The following is a 19002-nucleotide window of genomic DNA, read 5'->3' as shown; positions in this document are numbered from 1 at the left end:
CTTTTTTACTTACTTATCAAGGATTTATAGCAATTTATGAAAACAATATAAATTATTTTTTCTTGTTATTTTTATAGTTTTTTATAAACTTAATAAATTTAATTTATAATTTATAAAATACAAAATAAAAGCAAAGGAGGATAATGGAACATAAGGCACTTTATCGAAAATATCGACCTAAAACTTTTGCTGATGTTATAGGTCAAGAACATATTATTGAGACATTAAAAAACATACTTAAAACTCACAAAATACATCATGCTTACTTATTTAGTGGCCCAAAAGGAACTGGTAAAACGTCAGTTGCTAAAATATTTGCTAATGTACTAAATTGTATGCATACACACGATTTGACTCAGGCTTGCGAAAGTTGTTTATCAAACTATAATGATAATTTTGACATTATTGAAATGGATGCTGCTTCAAACAATGGAGTTGAAGAAATTCGTGATTTAAAAGAAAAAGTTGAACAGGTTCCTATCAATGGGCACTTTAAGGTATACATTATCGATGAAGTGCATATGCTAACTAAAAGTGCCTTTAATGCTTTGCTTAAGACACTTGAAGAACCTCCAAAACATGTGATATTCATCCTTGCAACTACTGATCCACAAAAAATTCCTTTAACAATTTTATCTAGGGTTCAAAGATTTAATTTTAAGCGAATTAACGAACAACAAATCGTCAAGCAACTTAAAAGTATTTTGATAAAAGAAGATATTAAATTCGAAGAAAATGCTCTTAAAGCACTTGCTTCTCTTGCTTCTGGGGGGATGCGTGATGCACTTTCACTTGCTGAACAAGCTAGTTCATTTAATGATAATAAAATCTTATTAGAAGATGTGGTAAACAATTTTGGTTTGATGTCTTTGCAAAAAATTATTGATTTAATTATTTATTTAAAAAACAACGATATAATTAATCTTTTAAAATTGATTCAGCAAATGCAAGAAGATGGAATTGATCCAAAACATTTTCTAATATCAATTTTAGAAGTTTTAAAGGAATGAATTATTTTTTCTAAAACTTACGATGTGCAAATATTGCATCATATTAATCAAGATGATTTTTATAAACTTCCTTTAAATAATGATTTAGCAGTTAAAATATCAAAGAATATTTATGATATTTTAACTAAAATAACAAAAAGCGAAGAACCTTTTAAACTAATTGAAACAGGATTTATTAATATAGTTGATTTGGATAATTCACCTAAAATTAAAGCAAATCACACTCAAAATCAAGGAAAGAAAATACCTGAAAAAAATGATGAAATAAATTTTATTAATCAACCATATAAAGAACAGGTAACTGAGTCCCCTATTTTAGAAGAAAATAAACTAAATGAATTATTCACAGGTGATGATTTCTTAAAATCCAAGTTTAATAATCTTGAAGTTGAACCTAAGACAAATGCAGATATCAACTACACTGATGTAGATGAAACAATGCAGCATACAAAAGAATTATTACTAAAGACTAATGAATTTATTCTTTCATCTAACGAACATAACGGAAACAAAGAAGATTTAGAAAGTAATATACTTACTGATATTGATACATCAGAACAATTATTTAACAATACAATTGAGATTAATATCCCACATAATCATCAACCGATCAAATATCAATGAGAAGGTGAAGACGAAATGGAAAGTATGCTGAATTTAGTTTTATGAATCCAACAAGATCGTAACAATCGCAGCACAAAAGATGTTTATAACAAACTAAAACAAGATGCTGAATTTACTAATAATCGAGTAGATTTAAATCGTTTTTTTGAATGATTTAGAGTAATTGATATTTTAGTAGCAACAAAAAATGCAATTATTTTTCAGTGTAATGATGATAAAATGATTGAATTATTAAATAAAAATAAATATAAAGTAGATTTTCAGAAGTTTATAGATTATGTTTATGGTGATGGATATAAATGATTATATTTTGTAAATTCTAATGATCGTGAAAATATTAAAAAACTTGTCACTGAATATCGTAGAGGTAATTATAAACTCAAAAATCCTATACATCAACCTAAAAAACTTATTAATGTTATTCCGAACGATCGCGAAGATCAAATTGAAGCTTCGAAATATATCTATAAAAAAACTTGAAAATCATAGAAAGGCAAATTATGAATGCAGATTTTATTAAAAGAGTAAAACAATTACAAAAAGAGATGCAAATCAAACAAGATGCATTTTCAAAACAAGAATTTGAGGTAGAAAAACAAGGGATTAAAATTGTGGCTACCGGTGATATTCAAATAAAAAGTATTGATATTGATCCAGTTTTAATAGATCCAGATGACAAGGAACTGCTTGAAGATTTATTAATCGTTACAATTAATGCTTTAGTTGACAAAATCAATGAAGAACAAGATAAAATAGCACCAAAAGAAATGCCTGGTGGACTTCCTTTTTAATTACTATGTTTGATTCAGATGATATAATAAATCTTTCTCAAAAACTAAGTAAAATACCAGGATTTAGTAAAAAAACAGTTGAAAAATTTATCTACTGGATTTTTGAAAATGATCAAAGTAGTGTTAATTTACTCGCAAATGAAATTAAAAAAATTAAGGAAAAAACTAAATTTTGTCCAAATTGCACTAGTATATTAACAGAAAATCAAGAATGCAAAATATGCACAGACTTCGATCGCAAAAACACTCTTTTAGTTATTGAAAGTCTTGCTATTTTAAACAAGATAGAAAAATCAGGTATATACTTCGGTAAATACTTTGTTTTTGATAAAAAAATCGAAAATGAAATACAATACAATCAAAGCATTACAGAGATAAAAAAATTTTTAGACTATGCGCAAACCTTTGATGAAATTATTTTAGCACTTTCTCCTACTTTAAAAGGTGAAATTGTAACTAACATACTTAAACAATCATTAAAAGAAAAAGGTTTAAATGTTTCACAAATAGCAATTGGAATACCATTAGGTGCTTCAGTTGATTATATCGACGAAACTACCTTAAAATTCTCAATAAAAAATCGTCAAAATGAATAGAGGACATTTATGTTTATTACATTCGAAGGATTAGACGGAAGTGGAAAGACCACTATTTTAAACCTACTTATTCAATATTTCAAAGAAAAATATCCAAACTTACCTTTTATTTCAACACGCGAACCAGGTGGACATAACATCCCTGAAGCAGAACGGATTAGAGATATTATTCTTGATAAAAATAGTGATTTATCCCCTGTTGCAGAAGCGATGCTATATTCAACTAGTCGCAGGATTCATCTTGAGAAAGTTATTTGACCTGCATTAGAAAAAGGTGAGTTAGTGCTTTGTGATCGCTATATTGATAGTTTCTATGCTTATCAGGGGTTCGCACGTAAGTTAGGATATGATTTTGTTAAACAACTAACAAATTTAATTATTGATAATGCAATACCTGATTTGACTATTTTCTTTGATATCACACCTGAAAAAAGCAAGGAACGCCGTGATAAAAATCGTTTAGTTCAAGATCGTCTCGATAATGAAAAAATGCAGTTCCATCAAGATGTTTATTTAGGTTATCAAAAACTTATTTCCGAAAATCCTTCAAGATTTATTATTGTTGATGGTTCTGAAAATGCTGATGTAGTATGCAAAGAAGTTGTTGATAAACTCCATCAAAATCCTAAATTTTTAAGTTATATAAATAATAAAAATGTACCAAATACTAACTAAATTCGATAAGTTAAATAAAAAAAATAAATTGTCACATTTATACCTTTTTAAAACTAATTCAGATAATGTTGATAATTTTTTATTGCAGCTTATTAACATGATTAATAATACTAAATTTGCACCAGACACAGATTTAAGCAAACTTACAAATAATATTTATTTAATCGATGGAAGCAAAGATATAATTAAAAAAGATGATGTTCAAGCAGTAATTTATCAAGCACAATTTCAACAAAATAATAATCAAAAAACCATTATAATAATTAAAGATATCGATCATACTACACATATTACAATAAATAGTTTTTTAAAATTTATTGAAGAACCAAATGATAATACAATTATTTTTGCTACCACCAGCAAGATAAATAAGGTTTTACCAACAATTATTTCACGATCTCAAATTATTAATCTTATCCCTTTTTTAAAAAAACCAAATAAGGAAAATTGATACCAAAATTTTAGCGAAAACGAGCAGCATATAGTAATTTTGAAACAATTAATAACTTATTTTGAACAACTATTACAAAATAATTCAAAATATACACTTAATTTATTTTTAGATTTTTTAAATGAAAATCTAAAAAAAGAAAATATTTTTTTCTTTAATGCATTAAAATACCTATTTCAAACCAGTAATTTATTAAATTATAAATATAAAGAATTGGACAAAATATATAGATTAATAAATAGAAAAACACAAAATATTCGACAAGTTAATTCTGCTAATAAATTAATGCTTGAATTTAACAAAAATTTATCAGATTATAACAGTAATTTTGAGATGCAAAAAGTTGCTTTATTAATTAAACTTAGAAGGTTATATGAGTAAGTTATATATAATAGGAACTCCAATAGGTAATCTTAAGGATATAACGTTTCGCGCTGTTGAAACTTTAAATAAAGTAGATATAATTGCTTGTGAAGATACCAGAGTAACTACCAAACTATTAGAACATTTTAGTATAACCAAAAAAACATTGATTACTAATAATGCTTTTAACGAAAATGCTACTGCTAAAATTATTTTAAACTTTCTGCAAGCACAAAAAAATGTCGGATTGGTTTCCGATGCTGGGATGCCTGTTGTTTCTGACCCTGGTTTTAGTATTATTAATCTTGCAAGAAATAACGGATATGATATTGAAATAATTCCTGGTGTTTCTGCAGTAACAACAGCGTTTGTTGGTTCCGGATTTTCTAATAATTTTACTTTTTTAGGTTTTATCAAAGATAAAAGTCAGCAGCGAAAGAATCAACTTACTAATTTATCTGAAGGAACATATATTTTCTTTATATCACCACATAAACTACTTCAAACCATCAAAGATATTTATGATGTTTTTAATGATAATGTCAATATATGTTTAGCTAAGGAACTTACAAAAATTTATGAACAATGATTTTTCGATAAACCTTCTGTGTTAATAACCAAGTTTCAAAATATTGAAAAAATAAAAGGTGAATATACCTTAGTTATAAACATCCCAAAAACAAAACATATTAAGGTGAATAAATATCCTAAAATTAATAAAAATATCGTTTAGCGCTGCTATATAGTGCTAAACGATTTATTTATTTAAAACCATTTGGAAATAATGCTGTCTTAAACGGTGTTTGTGAATTATCAAAACCGTTTGGATAAATTAATAATAAATTTTGACGATACGAAGCTGTTTGTGCCGGGTATTTCTTCTTATCACTCCCATCAATTAAATTATATGCTTTTAATTTACCAAAATCATGTGATAGAAAGAACGGTGCAAATCCAGCTACCTTAGAAAAGTCATTCTTTTGAACATCTGAAGCAACTGCATCATATATACCTATCATTTGTCCAAATTCATTATACACAAGCGAACCAGATGCTCCATAATATAATGATGAAAATCAAATTGAATAATTATAACCATAATAATTACCTAGCAATCTTCCTTGTGCTGAAGTATAAGGTGTATAATTACCACTATTAATCTTTTCTTCTGCGCTATTTGTAGGTAATGCAAAAGTTTTTTCATTTGATTTACTTCGTGAATTTCATTTTAAAGAAGTTGAATTTCTTTCAGTTGGATTATTAATACTTCATGCTGCTGTTCCTGATGCATCAGCTTGTGGATAGCCACCTATATATACTTCTTTTGAATTAGTTAAACTGTTTTGGTTTTTTTCATTAAATGCACTCATATAATCAACAGTTTGCATATATACAGAAGTTTTTTTATCTTGATTAGGTAATTGATTTGTTGCATTTAGTCTAGCTAAATAAGAATCAACACCTGCTATAGCCAATTTAAACATTTGCTGTGCTTGAGTATTTAACTTAGACATATCAATATCTATTTCAAAAACAGCAAAATCTGTATAAAATGGATAAAAATTCTCATCTTTTAATTGTTGCTTTAAAATATGACCTTCATCGCTTTCATCATCGGGATCAGCATCAGTAGTATAATTTTTTAGTCGTTCTTGTGCTAATTTCTTTAAATTATCTTGAAATGGTTGAATATATTTGTGATCAATAAAATCAAAACCTGCAAAAATTAACTTTGGAGATGATATACCTACTGCTTTTGTAGTTTCTGATGCGGCTGAATCAGACTTATTTGCATCCAAAAATTCATCTGCTGATGCGAATCATTTAACAGTATTTGCGCTATCTGCTTGATAATTATAGTTATTTTCTTTGATTGTAAAATCAGTTTTTTTTGCTGCTTTACCTATTGAGATTGAACGAGCTTTAATATTTCTCGGATCAATATAATTAAGTTTTTTAGCAACATTTTCATCTAATGTATTTGATAAATCAGCTGCAACATGTAAATTAGTTGCTAAGAAAAGTTTATATTTATTATCGTCTTGTTTATGATAATCAAGTAATCATGCTGTCCCGCTATCTGTTGAACGAAAATCATTACTGTGATCACCTGTCTTATTACCAACACCGAATTTTATAGCAAAACTGCGATCAAAAATTTCATTATATAACTGTTTTCTATCTACTACCTTATATTGCTTAACAAAATCTGGATATTGATTATTTTTACTATAGTCTTGTGTAGGAATATGAAAATCCGGTGGTAAAGGTGGGGGGGTCACGGGTTCTTTTGGTTTATCTGGTTTTGATGGTTGTGGAATTGGGTTCGGTTCTTGTTTTGGTCTTTGTTTTTTAAAAACCAAATTAGTACTTATTTGATTGGTATCTACAATTAATTTTTCAATCTTATAATCTTTATCAAAGTCTAAATTAGTTACATTAAATTTAATTTCCCTTGAATTTTTATCAAAACTTATTGCTGTCAATTTTTCAGTTAAACCACTTATTTGTATTTGTATTTTATCAGTTGTTATATCTGGCGAAATTGGAATTTCATATGCTTTTAATGTTAAAATATACTTATTTGCTTTATTTTCAACACCAGAAACAAGTATTTTATATTTTTGTGGTTGCTTTTGTTGGTTAGTTGTCCCACATGAAATTGCAAGTGCAGATGTTAGCAATGAAACAAATGTTAATAGAGATAATTTTCTCTTCATATTTTCCTTTCTTATATACTTTCTTTGAGTTTATTATTAGTAAATAAAATTAAAGATTTTACAACAATTTCCTCTTCAATATTATTAAAAATTTCTTTATTAAAGTAACTTAAATCTCCTCCAGTGAAAATTATTTTATAATTTTGCTTATTTATATAATTTAAATACATAATCAAAGATAAAATTCTAAATTGAACTCCTGATGAAACTGCATCAGAAGTATTATAACCGATATTTTTTATATCTTTATTTAATTTGATTTGTTTAACTAATGAAGTATTATCAAAAAGAGCATTTAACCCTTTTTTTATCCCGGGCATTATGCTAACACCGATTATTTTTTTATTTTCAGTTTTACTTAAAACTAATGCTGTCCCTAATGAAACTACATAACCACTTTCATATTTATGCCCAATATAATATGCAGCCAGTAATATATCATTTCCCACTTCTTCTTTTGCTATTTTTTTATTGAATGTTAAATCATTTTCATTGAAATCCAAATATGAAATAAATTTATATTTTATTTTTAAAAAATCAAATACTTGCGATAAAATGATATTTTTTTCTGGTTTAACAGAAGAAATAATAATACTTTTAATATTTATTTTGTTTTTTATTTGAACAATTTTTTCTTTCAATGAATCAAAACTTAATAATTTCACCTCTAATTTTTCAATTATTAAGTTTGAATTCAAAAAATAACCAATTTTAATTAATGTATTACCAAAATCAATATATAACATAAGACTCCAGAATAAGAAAATAAAAGGTTATTAACCTTTTATATATAAATACTCAACAAGTTGATTAATTTTTTTATTTATTGCTTCAGGTTGCTCAAAAAATAAGGCATGTCCACAATTTTGCAAAAGTGTTACATTTTTTTGCATCTTATTTGCAATATTTTTTATAGTAAAGTAAGGAACAAATTTATCATTAATACCAGTAATAAATTCATAGTCATTATTTGCTTGATATAAACTTTTAATGCTTGTTTTTAGGTAATTGGGATTTAAAATCTGTGATGTAACCATATTTAAAAACATAGGTCGCTTTCTATCCATTAATTTCAAAAACATCGTAGCAACTTTTGATAAGTTTTTACGATAATCCAGTTTATCATTATAAATCAAATTATCTGAACTTTCATAAGCTGAATCATAATTTTCAGGTATGAGTCAACTTTTCATTCTTTTGATTGCTGCTTCAACACTTTCACCTAATTTATTATCCAAAATTTCATAATTTATCGGTGCTGCTAGTAGTGCTTTTTTAACTAAATTATTATTTAATAAATACAAAGCACTTGCTCCTCCAAGTGAATGCCCAATAACAAGTTTAAAATCATAATTATATTGCTTTACAAATTCCAATGCAACCTGCTGATATAACTCAATTGTTATTGCTTCTTTAGCACTACTTAAACCACAACCGGGAAAATCGATAGCAACTACATCATAATTACGATTTTTCTGTAAGTAAACTTGGTTTGCAAAAGCAGCAGAGGAATTAAATCCGTGTAAAAATAAAACTTTTGGTTTACCGGTGTTTTCTTCTATATAATGTATTCTTTCGTTTAAAATCTCTATATATTTACTTTCCATTATTCACCAAACATAATATCAACTATTTCTTGTGGACTAATGCTTCCAAAATAGTTATCTAAATTAGGTACTGATTTTAAAAATTCTAATATTTTATTTTTCTCAAAATCAAGCCCAACTAATGCACTTTCGATGCTTTCGGTTCCAAGTAAGGTAAGAAAATCACCTTCAAATTTAATTTCAACTATCTTGTTTTCTTTTACATTAGCACTTATTTGTAAAATTCCACCATTTGTTTTCTTTTCGCTATAAAAGGAAAATTCCGGATTCTTATCTAAAACTCACTCATTTGATGATCTAATTTTGCGCAATTGTGGAACTAAGGTAGTATATTTTTCAGGTATATCAAGCAATTTTGCATCATATTTATGCATCAAATATTCAATGAATTTATTTTTAAATTCTTCAATACTCATTTTTACTGGTAATTCATCTAAAATGTTTGTCACTCTTTGTCTTGCACTATTTATTCCTTTTGATTCCATTTTCAATTTACTTGGATTTAAAACAGTTGAAAGTCTTGTTAAATCAACATTAAATAATATAGTTCCGTGATGTACAATTTTATTTTTATAAATAAATTGTGCATTACCTGAAAATTTTGCACCATTTACTACTAAATCATTTCTTCCTTTAAATTGTGCATCTAAACCAAGTGATTTTAAGAAATTAAGAACCGGTTCTAAAAACTTTTGATAACTATGCTCTGTTTTATCATTAGTAATAAATGAGAAATTTAAATTACCAAGGTCATGATAAACAGCTCCACCACCTGATAAACGACGATATAAACCTATTTTATCACGCTCTAAAACATCGAATTTAACTTCCTTATATGCATTTTGATTACGTCCAATAATCACATCATTAGCATGTTGATAAAGATAAATAATATCTTCATGATTATCTTCATCTTTAGCCATTATTTCTTCAAGAGGAAGTGTGTAAAATGGTGTAGTTTCCTTACATACATATATTTTCATTTTTTACTCCTTATTTACTAAATCAAAATTTGTTATACTTTTAAAAAGTTTAACAAATTTTGTTTCATTTTCCTTAAGATTTAAATTTGTAACACCAAAAATATTGATTTGTCCATAATCTCAGCGTTTTTGGTATCGATTTTTATCAAGCAAAAATAATAAATCTTCGATGAATCAGTCAAAATATTCATCAGAATACTTTAAATTACGAAGTAATCCATTAATTTTTATATCCAAAATACGATTTTGATGATTTAGAATCTCAAAATCAAAAGATAAATTTAATTCTTTGCTTGTTACTGTTTGAAATTGCTTCTTCATTTTTTAATTATATCACTATATAAATACAAATGAAAAAGTTAATAAAAAGCAGTGTTTTTGATTATAAAATAAACTTTTAATGACAAATTGAGCAAATTTATTGCATACATTTTCATATTTAAAGCAGATTTTGCAAAAATACTGCTATATTAAGGATTTTTATTTAGAATATATTATAATATAATCGTATTTAATATTTAAGGAGAAGGATGAATTTCCAAAAACAATTAGAAAATACAATTTATCAAAAAAATACTCAATTAAAGAGTAAGAAGACTATTTTGCTTATTGATGGTGAAGATCAAAGATCGATTAAGGCAGCAGCTAAAGTTGCTGAAAGTGATTTAGTAAATATTGTGTTATTAGTTTCACAACACAACTGCTCACTTACACCTAATATCAAGCAGGAAGTTATCTCAGATGAGAAAAAATCAGAATATGCAAAGCAATATTTTGAATTAAGAAAAGGAAAGGAAACTTTAGAAGCATCAGTTAAAAACCTTGAACAAGCACCTTTTTATGCAATAATGATGCTTAAAAACAAAGAAGTTGATGGAGTTGTTGGTGGATTAAATTACACAACAGCTGATATTTTACGTGCTGCTTTTAAAGTAATCGGACCTAAGAAAAACATCAAAACTATTTCATCTGCTATGATTATGCATAAAGATGATCAAAAATACCTATTTTCAGATATTTCAGTCAACATCAAACCTAATGCAGATCAATTAGCAGAAATCGGATTAAATGCCACCGAATTTGCTAAAAGCCTTGGTTTTGATCCAAAAGTAGCTTTCTTGTCTTTTTCAACAGATGGTTCAGCAGTTAGCGATGAGTCAAAATTATCTGCTGAAGCAACAGCAAAATTTAATGAACTTTCAGATACTAAGGCAATAGGAGAAATCCAATTTGATGCAGCATTTGATGAAAAAGTAAGACAAGCAAAATACAAAAAACCTGCATATACAGGAGTTACAAATGTTTTTGTGTTCCCTAATTTAGATGCAGGTAACATCGGATATAAGATTGCACAACGTTTTGGGGGATTCGGTGCAATTGGACCAGTTATTACAGGGATTGCTGAACCTGTAAACGATCTATCAAGAGGATCAACCACAGAAGATGTTTATAATACAGTTTTAATTACTGCATTACAATCTTATAAATAATATGAATGCTTTTTGTTATTCTGATAAAGAATAAAAAAGTTTATAATTATTCATATTAAATAAAACGGAGGTTATTTAATGAAAATTATATCAATAGGAGCAAACCATGCTGGGACTTCATTTTTAAGAACAATGAAGAAAATTGCTCCAGACTCACATTTAGTGGCATATGACAAAAATACTGACATTTCTTTTTTAGGATGTGGTATTGCTCTATGAGTTGGTGGGGAATTTTCTAATCCAGATGGATTATTCTACTCAAGTATTGAACAACTTAAATCACTTGGAGTAGACATCAAAGACGCTCATGATGTTATAGAAGTAAATCGTGAAGAAAAATATGTTGTAGTTAAAGACTTAAGAACTGGACAAGTTTTTAAAGACTACTATGACAAACTTGTATATGCTGGAGGAACTTGACCAATTATTCCACCTTTTGAAAACATTCACTTAGACAACATTTTAGTTTCTAAAATCTTTGCACATGCAAAAGAAATTAAGGCTAAGGCAGAATCAAAAGATGTGAGAAATGTTGTTGTTATTGGTGCTGGATACATTGGTGTGGAAATTGTCGAAGCATTCCATAAATATGGAAAACATGTTACCTTAATTGATATGCAAGACCGCATTATACCAAACTACTTTGACAAAGAATTTACTGACAAAGTTGAAGCAGCTATGGTAAAAAACGGAATTCAATTACAACTTAATGAAAAAGTTCAAAGATTTACAACTAAAGACGGAAAATGTGTTTCTGCTGTTGTTACAGACAAAGGAACATACGATGCTGATTTAGTAATCTTAGCTATCGGATTTAGACCAAAAACCGAATTAATTCAAGGTGTTGACAAACTACCTAATGGTGCAATTAAAGTTGACAAATTCCAAAGATCATTATCAGATCAAGATGTTTATGCTATCGGTGATGCAGCTTCAATGATTAGCAATGTTTCAGATGAATATGTAAACATCGCTTTAGCAACAAATGCTGTTAAAACTGGTATTGTTGCTGCTTTCCACTTAGCAGGAAACGAAACTATTCCATTTCCTGGATACTCAGGAACTAACGCTATTAGTGTGTTCGATTTCAACTATTCATCAACAGGACTTTCAGAAGTAGCAGCATCTAGACATCCAAAATTCAAAGATTCTTATGCTGTAGAATACTTTGAAGACAATGATCGTCCTGAATTTATGCGTAAACACTATAAAGTATGAATGAAAATTACATATGACAAAAACACACTTAGACTTTTAGGAGCACAAATTGGTTCAGTAGGTAAAGAAGCAAACCACACCGAGGTAATTTATATGCTATCATTAGCAATTCAAGAAAGATTAACCTTACCACAAATTGCATTAATGGACTTTTACTTCTTGCCACACTTTAACAAACCATTTAACTTTGTAATCCAAACCATTTTAAATGCTTTAAATCTAAATTACAACAAAAAATAAGGAAATTTTCCTTTAAATCAAACATTAAATCAGAAAGGATGTTATGACTTTTAAATTTGTAAAACCTGGATTAGTAATGTCTAAAAAAGAAGAAATTGTTCGTTTTTTAGACATTGATGGAAATTTAACAGCCGAAGGTAAAAAACACGACCCTAAATTATCAAAAGAAGAATTGTTAAAAGCATATAGATTTATGGTTCTTTCAAGAAGACAAGATGAATATATGACACAACTTCAAAGACAAGGGAGAATGCTTACTTTTGCACCTAACTTTGGTGAAGAAGCATTACAAGTAGCATCTGCTATGGTGTTAACTAAAGACGACTGATTTGTTCCAGCATTCCGTTCAAATGCAACTATGCTTTATATGGGAATGCCTATTAAAAATCAATTATTATACTGAAACGGAAATGAACGTGGAAGTGTAGTTCCAGAAGGAATTAATTTACTTCCTGTTAATGTTCCTATCGCAACACAATGTTCACATGCTGCAGGAATTGCTTATGCAGCAAAACAACTAGGTAAAAAAACTGTATCAGTTTCTTTTGTTGGAAACGGGGGGACAGCTGAAGGTGAATTCTATGAAGCAATTAATATTTCTTCAATTTGAAAATGACCATCAGTTTTCTGCGTAAACAATAACCAATGAAGTATTTCAACACCTGAAAAATTTGAAACTGGTTCAGAAACAGTTGCTGCTAAAGCTGCTGCTGCCGGAATGCCGGGAGTTCGTGTTGACGGAAATGACTTACTAGCTTCTTATGTAGTAATGAAAGAAGCAGTTGAATTTGCTCGTGAAGGAAATGGACCTGTTTTAGTAGAATTCATTACTTGAAGACAAGGACCGCATACTACATCAGATAACCCTAGAGTATATCGTACTGCTGAAGAAGAAAAAGAACACGAAAAATGAGAACCTATGCACCGTATTGAAAAATATCTATACGATAAAAAATACTTAACCGAAGCAGAAAGAGATCAAATGTGAGAATCTGCAATGGAAGAAGTTAAGAAAGCATACAACGAATCATTAGAAGAATTAGATGTAGACATCAACGAAGTATTTGACTACACCTATCACACACTTACACCTGAATTAGAAGAACAAAAACAAGAGGCTTTAGCTTACTATGCAAACTTAAAGGAGAGTAAATAATGGATAAAACAGTTACATTAAATAACATTGGTGCTTTAACTAATGCTATTGATTTAATGATGGAAAAAGATCCAACAGTTGTTCTTTGAGGACAAGATGCAGGGTATGAAGGTGGAGTTTTCAGAGCAACCGAAGGATTACAAAAGAAATACGGGCTTACCAGAGCTTGAGATTCACCTATTGCTGAAGCATCAATGTGTGGTGTTGGAGTTGGAGCAGCAATTTATGGACTAAAACCTATTGTTGAAATTCAATTCCAAGGATTCTCTTTCCCTGCATTTCAACAACTTTTTGTGCATGCAGCTAGATATAGAAACAGAACTCGTGGAAGAGTAACAGTTCCAATGGTATTAAGAATGCCTATGGCAGGTGGAGTTAGAGCTCTCGAACACCACTCAGAAGCGATTGAAGCACTTTATTCACACATTCCTGGATTAAAAGTTGTTATGCCATCAACTCCTTATGATACAAAAGGATTAATGATAGCAGCTATAAATGACCCAGATCCAGTTGTATTTTTAGAACCAAAGAAAATTTACCGTTCATTTAAACAAGAAATTCCAGCTGAAATTTATGAAGTTCCAATTGGAAAAGCAAATGTTTTAGTTGAAGGAAACGACTTAACTCTTGTAACATACGGAGCACAAGTTCACGAATCACTTGAAGCACTTAAAAAACTTCAAGCATCTAATCCAGAAATCAGTGTAGAATTAATTGACTTAAGAACTATTAAACCAATTGACACTGAAACTATTGTAAATTCAGTTAAGAAAACCGGAAGATTACTTGTGGTTCATGAAGCCGTTAGATCATTTTCAGTTTCAGCAGAAATTATTGCTAGAGTAAACGAAAGAGCATTTGAATACTTACAAGCTCCTTTAGCACGTTTAACCGGATACGACATCACAGTTCCTTTAGCACGTGGAGAAAAATATCACGCAATTGATAGTGATAAAATTGTTGCTAAAATTAAAGAGGTTGTTACTTTTTAGGTTATAATTAACTACTAGAAAGGAAATTTATGGAAAGAAAAATCGCAACTCCTATTGCTCGTGCTATAGCGAACAAATTGGGAATTGATATTAATTTAGTAACTGGAACAGGGCCACAAGGTAGAGTTACTGAAGCAGATGTTCGTGCATTTGCTGCAGCACCTGCTGCAAAACCTGCTGCCCCTGCTACCACTGCACCTGCTGCTACTTCTGCTGCTCCTGCAGCACATGTTGATGTAGTGAGCAAACCTGCACCAGTTACCTTAGACGGAAGAAGAGAAAAAATTACTCCAATCCGTAATGCTATTGCTCGTGCAATGAAAACTTCACAAGCATCTGTTGCATACTTTTCATTAGTAAATGAAATCGATGTAACTCGTCTTTGAGATTTAAGAAAATCAATCGTAGAGGATGTGCAAAAAGCTACTGGGGTAAAATTAACATTCTTACCTTACATTGCAAAAGCAATTATTACTGCTTTAAAAGAATTCCCTATTTTTGCTGCTAAATATGATGAAGCAGCTAACGAAATCGTTTATCCTACAACTATTAATTTAGGAATTGCTGTTGATACAGCAGCTGGGTTAATGGTTCCTGTAGTAAAAGATGCCCAAAACCTTACAATCGTGGATTTAGGTAAAGAAATTATCCGTTTAGCACTTGCTGCTAGAGATAAAAAAATTAAACCTAATGAAATGTCTGGTGGATCATTTACCATTACTAACTATGGTTCAGTAGGTGCTTTATTTGGAACACCTGTTATTAACTGGCCTGAAATATCAATCGCTGGTGTCGGAGCTATTCTCGATAAACCAGTTGTTAAAAATGGACAAATTGTACCTGGTAAAGTAATGAACTTTACCGTCGCTGCAGACCACAGATGAATTGATGGTGCTGCTGCCGGTAGATTCGCTGCTAGAGTTAAAGAATTACTTGAAAAACCAGAAATTTTAGGAGTTTTATAGTATGCATAAATTTAAATTTGCTGATATAGGAGAAGGATTACATGAGGGAACAGTTGCTGAAATTTACAAAAAAGAAGGTGATGAAGTAAAAGAAGGTGATTCGCTTTTTTCTGTTGAAACCGATAAAGTTACTTCAGATATCCCTTCACCTGCAACTGGTAAAATTGTGAAGGTTTTAATGGCTGTCGGGGATGTTATCCATGTTGGCCAAGAAATATATTATATCGATGATGGAAGTGGAGATGTTGAAGAAGCAGCCCCTGTCGCTGCTCCTGCACCACCTGCACCAACTAAAGAAGAACCTGCTGAAGAAGGTGGGGGAGCTTCAGTTGTAGGTGAAGTTAAGGTTTCAAATCAACTTTTTGACCTTTCTTCATTCAAAAGACCAGCAACCGCTACCAAACCTGCACCAGTTGCACCTGCCTCAACATCTGCTGCACCTGCAGTTGAGGCAAAGAACACAGGAAAAGCATATACAGGTAAAGTTGAAGAAGAATTTGACTTAATTGTTATTGGTTCTGGGCCTGGTGGATATTTAGCCGCTGAAGAAGCAGGTGGTGCTGGATTAAAAACTTTAATCATCGAAAAAGAATTTTGAGGTGGAGTCTGCTTAAATGTTGGATGTATCCCTACAAAAGCATTATTAAAAACTACTGAAGTTTTATCAAATATTAAACATGCACACGATTTTGGAATTGATGGAATAATTGATGTTAGTGTAAACTGAGAAAAAATGCATGCCAGAAAAGCCGGTGTGGTAAAACAACTTACTAATGGTGTACAAGCTCTAATGCGTATGAACAAGGTTAAAACTATCCTTGGAACAGCAAAATTTGTTGGAGCCCATGAAGTTGAAGTTGATTCAAAAGTTTACCGTGGGAAAAATATTATCATTGCAACCGGTTCATCTGATCGTAAAATACCACTTCCTGGATTTGAAGAAGGTTATAAATCAGGTAAGTTAATTACTTCAAAGGAAGCAATTAACCTTAAAAACAAACCACAATCATTAACTATCGTTGGTGGAGGTGTAATCGGGGTTGAATTTGCCCAAGTATTTTCTGCTGCTGGAACAAAAGTAACTATTTTACAAAACCTTCCAACTGTTTTAGCAATGCTTGATAAAGATATTATCAAACAAGTTACTGCTGATTTAAAAGAAGCAGGTGTTACAGTTATTGCTAATGCAAATACAACAAAATTTGAAAACAACAAAATTTTCTATACTGTAAATGGTAAGGAAGAATCAATTGAATCAGAATTAGTTTTAGTTTCTGTTGGTAGAGTTCCAGAATCACTTGGTTTAGAAGAAGTCGGAATCAAACTTGGAGATCGTAAGCAACTTTTAGTAGATGAATTCTGTAAAACCAATGTTGATGGTGTTTATGGTATCGGTGATGTTGTAGGTCAATCAATGTTAGCACATGTTGCTTACAGACATGCAATTGTTGCTGTATCTAACATTCTTAAAAAAGAAGTTAAATACTCTTCAAAAACCGTTCCTGCTTGCGTTTACACCCATCCAGAAATTGCAACTGTCGGATTAACTGAAGAACAAGCAAAAGAGCAAGGTAAAGATTTTATAGTAGCTAAACACCAATTCACATTCATTGGTAAAGCATTAGCAGCACACGAAGAAAAAGGTTTTGCTAAATTTATTATTGGAAAAGAATTTGGTGAAATTCTTGGATGTCACATTATTGGTGGAACAGCAACAGACTTAATCTCAGAGGTTGTTTTAGCTATGGATTTAGAATCAACTATCTATGAAATAGCTTCTGCTATACACCCACATCCAACTTTCTCAGAAGTATTATGAGAAGCTGCACGTAATGCAGTACATCAATTAAACAAACTAAAAAAATAAACAAAATAAAAGTATAAGTTCTCACTTATACTTTTTTTTCTTTTTAGGACTAGAAACAAAATCCAAGGATAATCCTTGGATTTTGTTATTTAGTTAAATCATTTTCAATAATAACTTTGAGTGCTCTATTGTCTCCGGCATGCTTAAAGATGTTATATGCAGTTTCCATTTCTGAAAGCTTAAAGTGGTGTGTTACCATTTTGCTTGCATCAATTTTTCCAGATTCTAAGACATCTAAAAGCATTTGTGTAGTTGTTGCATTTACTAAACCTGTTGAAAAAGTAATGTTCTTAATTCATAGTTTTTGCAATTCAAAACTTACTGGTTTACCATGTACTCCAACATTAGCTATGTGTCCACCGATAGCAACTATATTTTGTGCTACATCAAATGTTGCTGGATAACCAACACATTCCATTGCCACATTTACTCCACGTCCATTAGTAATTTCCGAAACTTTTGCTTTAATTTCTTCTAAATTACCTGATTTAATAGTATGTGTTGCACCGAATTTTTTTGCAAATTCTAGTCTTGATTCTGATAAATCAACCATAATAATCTTTGATGGTGAGTAAAATTGTGCTGTCAGTAAAGCAGCTAAACCAATTGGTCCTGCTCCAATAATTGCAACAGTATCTCCTGGTTTAATATGAGAACTTTGTACCCCGATTTCAAATGAGGTAGGGAAGATGTCAGATAACATTACTAAAGCATCATCAGATACTGTTTTAGGTGCATGATATAATGAACCATCAGCATGTGGAATGTGTACAAATTCTGCTTGTGTTCCATTAATATTATGTCCTAAAATTCATCCACCTGTTTCACAGTGTGCGGGAAGACCACGTTTACAGTAGTAGCATTTATTACATGATGTAATACATGAAACAATAACTTTATCACCTACTTTAAAGTTAGATACTGCTGAACCTGCTTCCTCAACTATACCAATTCCTTCGTGTCCTAAGATTTTACCAGGTTGTGTTTCAGGAACATCTCCACCTAAAATGTGTAAATCTGTTCCACAAATAGTAGTTTTCAAAATCCGAACAACTGCATCGGTAGGTTTAATAACTCTAGGTTTGTCAAAGTCAACTAACTGTACTTTTCCTTCTTTATTAAATGTAATTGCTTTCATTTTCATAATAATTTCTCCTTTATTTTAAATAACTATTTGATAGTATTATACTCTTATCTATATAAGTTGTTGAATTTTTTAGAAAAAATATGAAATTCATTTCATGTTTTTATCAA

Annotated in this window: 18 protein-coding genes; 12 read left to right on the top strand and 6 right to left on the bottom strand. The window is 29.9% G+C overall.

The annotated features are described in order from the left end of the window. Positions 1-143 precede the first annotated feature (143 nt). From dnaX to rsmI, 6 genes are read left to right on the top strand one after another with little or no spacing between them, the layout of a single operon-like run. Positions 144-2123, top strand: coding sequence for a DNA polymerase III subunit gamma/tau (dnaX, locus tag ACXYRK_RS01350; RefSeq protein ID WP_458617703.1), 1980 nt, complete (start codon positions 144-146; stop codon positions 2121-2123). Between the two features lie 11 nt (positions 2124-2134). Continuing rightward, positions 2135-2425 (top strand): YbaB/EbfC family nucleoid-associated protein, encoded by a 291-nt coding sequence (locus ACXYRK_RS01345; protein ID WP_435130268.1) that lies wholly within the window; start codon positions 2135-2137, stop codon positions 2423-2425. A gap of 5 nt (positions 2426-2430) precedes the next feature. Next, on the top strand, positions 2431-3021 hold the full coding sequence (locus tag ACXYRK_RS01340) for a toprim domain-containing protein (RefSeq protein ID WP_458597260.1): 591 nt from the start codon (positions 2431-2433) through the stop codon (positions 3019-3021). A 9-nt stretch (positions 3022-3030) separates the two neighbouring features. Beyond that, the gene (tmk, locus tag ACXYRK_RS01335; RefSeq protein WP_458607581.1) at positions 3031-3696 is read left to right on the top strand and encodes a dTMP kinase; all 666 of its coding nucleotides are present in this window, start codon (positions 3031-3033) and stop codon (positions 3694-3696) included. Then, complete coding sequence (locus ACXYRK_RS01330) at positions 3677-4528, top strand: hypothetical protein (RefSeq protein ID WP_458607580.1); 852 nt, start codon at positions 3677-3679, stop codon at positions 4526-4528. The genes tmk and ACXYRK_RS01330 overlap by 20 nt, the downstream gene beginning before the upstream one ends. After that, a complete protein-coding gene (rsmI, locus tag ACXYRK_RS01325) occupies positions 4521-5243 on the top strand; it encodes a 16S rRNA (cytidine(1402)-2'-O)-methyltransferase (RefSeq protein ID WP_458607579.1) in 723 nt (240 codons plus the stop codon). The genes ACXYRK_RS01330 and rsmI overlap by 8 nt, the downstream gene beginning before the upstream one ends. 28 nt (positions 5244-5271) lie before the next feature. Here rsmI and ACXYRK_RS01320 read toward each other — a convergent pair whose 3' ends face one another. Genes ACXYRK_RS01320 through ACXYRK_RS01300 form a run of 5 tightly spaced genes read right to left on the bottom strand, consistent with a single transcriptional unit; the run spans position 5272 to position 10141 of the window. Then, complete coding sequence (locus tag ACXYRK_RS01320; RefSeq protein WP_458617701.1) at positions 5272-7230, bottom strand: MIP family Ig-specific serine endopeptidase; 1959 nt, start codon at positions 7228-7230, stop codon at positions 5272-5274. Between the two features lie 11 nt (positions 7231-7241). Further along, the gene (locus tag ACXYRK_RS01315; RefSeq protein ID WP_458617699.1) at positions 7242-7976 is read right to left on the bottom strand and encodes a type III pantothenate kinase; all 735 of its coding nucleotides are present in this window, start codon (positions 7974-7976) and stop codon (positions 7242-7244) included. A gap of 30 nt (positions 7977-8006) precedes the next feature. After that, positions 8007-8837 carry an alpha/beta fold hydrolase gene (locus ACXYRK_RS01310; protein WP_458617696.1) on the bottom strand — a complete coding sequence of 277 codons (831 nt, stop codon included), beginning with the start codon at positions 8835-8837 and terminating at the stop codon, positions 8007-8009. Further along, on the bottom strand, positions 8837-9820 hold the full coding sequence (locus ACXYRK_RS01305) for a lipoate--protein ligase (RefSeq protein WP_458617694.1): 984 nt from the start codon (positions 9818-9820) through the stop codon (positions 8837-8839). The genes ACXYRK_RS01310 and ACXYRK_RS01305 overlap by 1 nt, the downstream gene beginning before the upstream one ends. A 3-nt stretch (positions 9821-9823) precedes the next feature. Then, the gene (locus tag ACXYRK_RS01300; protein ID WP_435130242.1) at positions 9824-10141 is read right to left on the bottom strand and encodes a hypothetical protein; all 318 of its coding nucleotides are present in this window, start codon (positions 10139-10141) and stop codon (positions 9824-9826) included. Positions 10142-10350: 209 nt separating this feature from the next. Between ACXYRK_RS01300 and ACXYRK_RS01295 the strand changes: the two genes are divergently transcribed. The 6 genes from ACXYRK_RS01295 (at position 10351) to lpdA (ending at position 17748) form a co-directional block, all read left to right on the top strand. Continuing rightward, on the top strand, positions 10351-11310 hold the full coding sequence (locus ACXYRK_RS01295; RefSeq protein ID WP_458617692.1) for a phosphate acetyltransferase: 960 nt from the start codon (positions 10351-10353) through the stop codon (positions 11308-11310). 78 nt (positions 11311-11388) lie between these two features. Beyond that, on the top strand, positions 11389-12768 hold the full coding sequence (locus ACXYRK_RS01290) for an FAD-dependent oxidoreductase (protein ID WP_458597251.1): 1380 nt from the start codon (positions 11389-11391) through the stop codon (positions 12766-12768). Positions 12769-12811: 43 nt separating this feature from the next. Beyond that, positions 12812-13924: a pyruvate dehydrogenase (acetyl-transferring) E1 component subunit alpha gene (pdhA, locus tag ACXYRK_RS01285; protein WP_458617690.1), complete on the top strand. Its 1113-nt coding sequence runs from the start codon at positions 12812-12814 to the stop codon at positions 13922-13924. Next, positions 13924-14916: an alpha-ketoacid dehydrogenase subunit beta gene (locus ACXYRK_RS01280; protein WP_458617688.1), complete on the top strand. Its 993-nt coding sequence runs from the start codon at positions 13924-13926 to the stop codon at positions 14914-14916. Before pdhA ends, ACXYRK_RS01280 begins: the two co-directional genes overlap by 1 nt. Before the next feature lie 29 nt (positions 14917-14945). Next, on the top strand, positions 14946-15881 hold the full coding sequence (locus ACXYRK_RS01275; protein WP_458617687.1) for a 2-oxo acid dehydrogenase subunit E2: 936 nt from the start codon (positions 14946-14948) through the stop codon (positions 15879-15881). A 1-nt stretch (position 15882) separates the two neighbouring features. Next, complete coding sequence (lpdA, locus tag ACXYRK_RS01270) at positions 15883-17748, top strand: dihydrolipoyl dehydrogenase (protein WP_435130227.1); 1866 nt, start codon at positions 15883-15885, stop codon at positions 17746-17748. Between the two features lie 85 nt (positions 17749-17833). On the opposite strand, the gene ACXYRK_RS01265 is transcribed toward lpdA, so the two are convergent. After that, the gene (locus ACXYRK_RS01265) at positions 17834-18892 is read right to left on the bottom strand and encodes a zinc-dependent alcohol dehydrogenase family protein (RefSeq protein ID WP_458617685.1); all 1059 of its coding nucleotides are present in this window, start codon (positions 18890-18892) and stop codon (positions 17834-17836) included. Between the last annotated feature and the right edge of the window lie 110 nt (positions 18893-19002).

This window comes from Mycoplasma sp. AC1221 (assembly GCF_054353815.1).
This window is presented reverse-complemented; position numbering and strand designations above follow the sequence as displayed.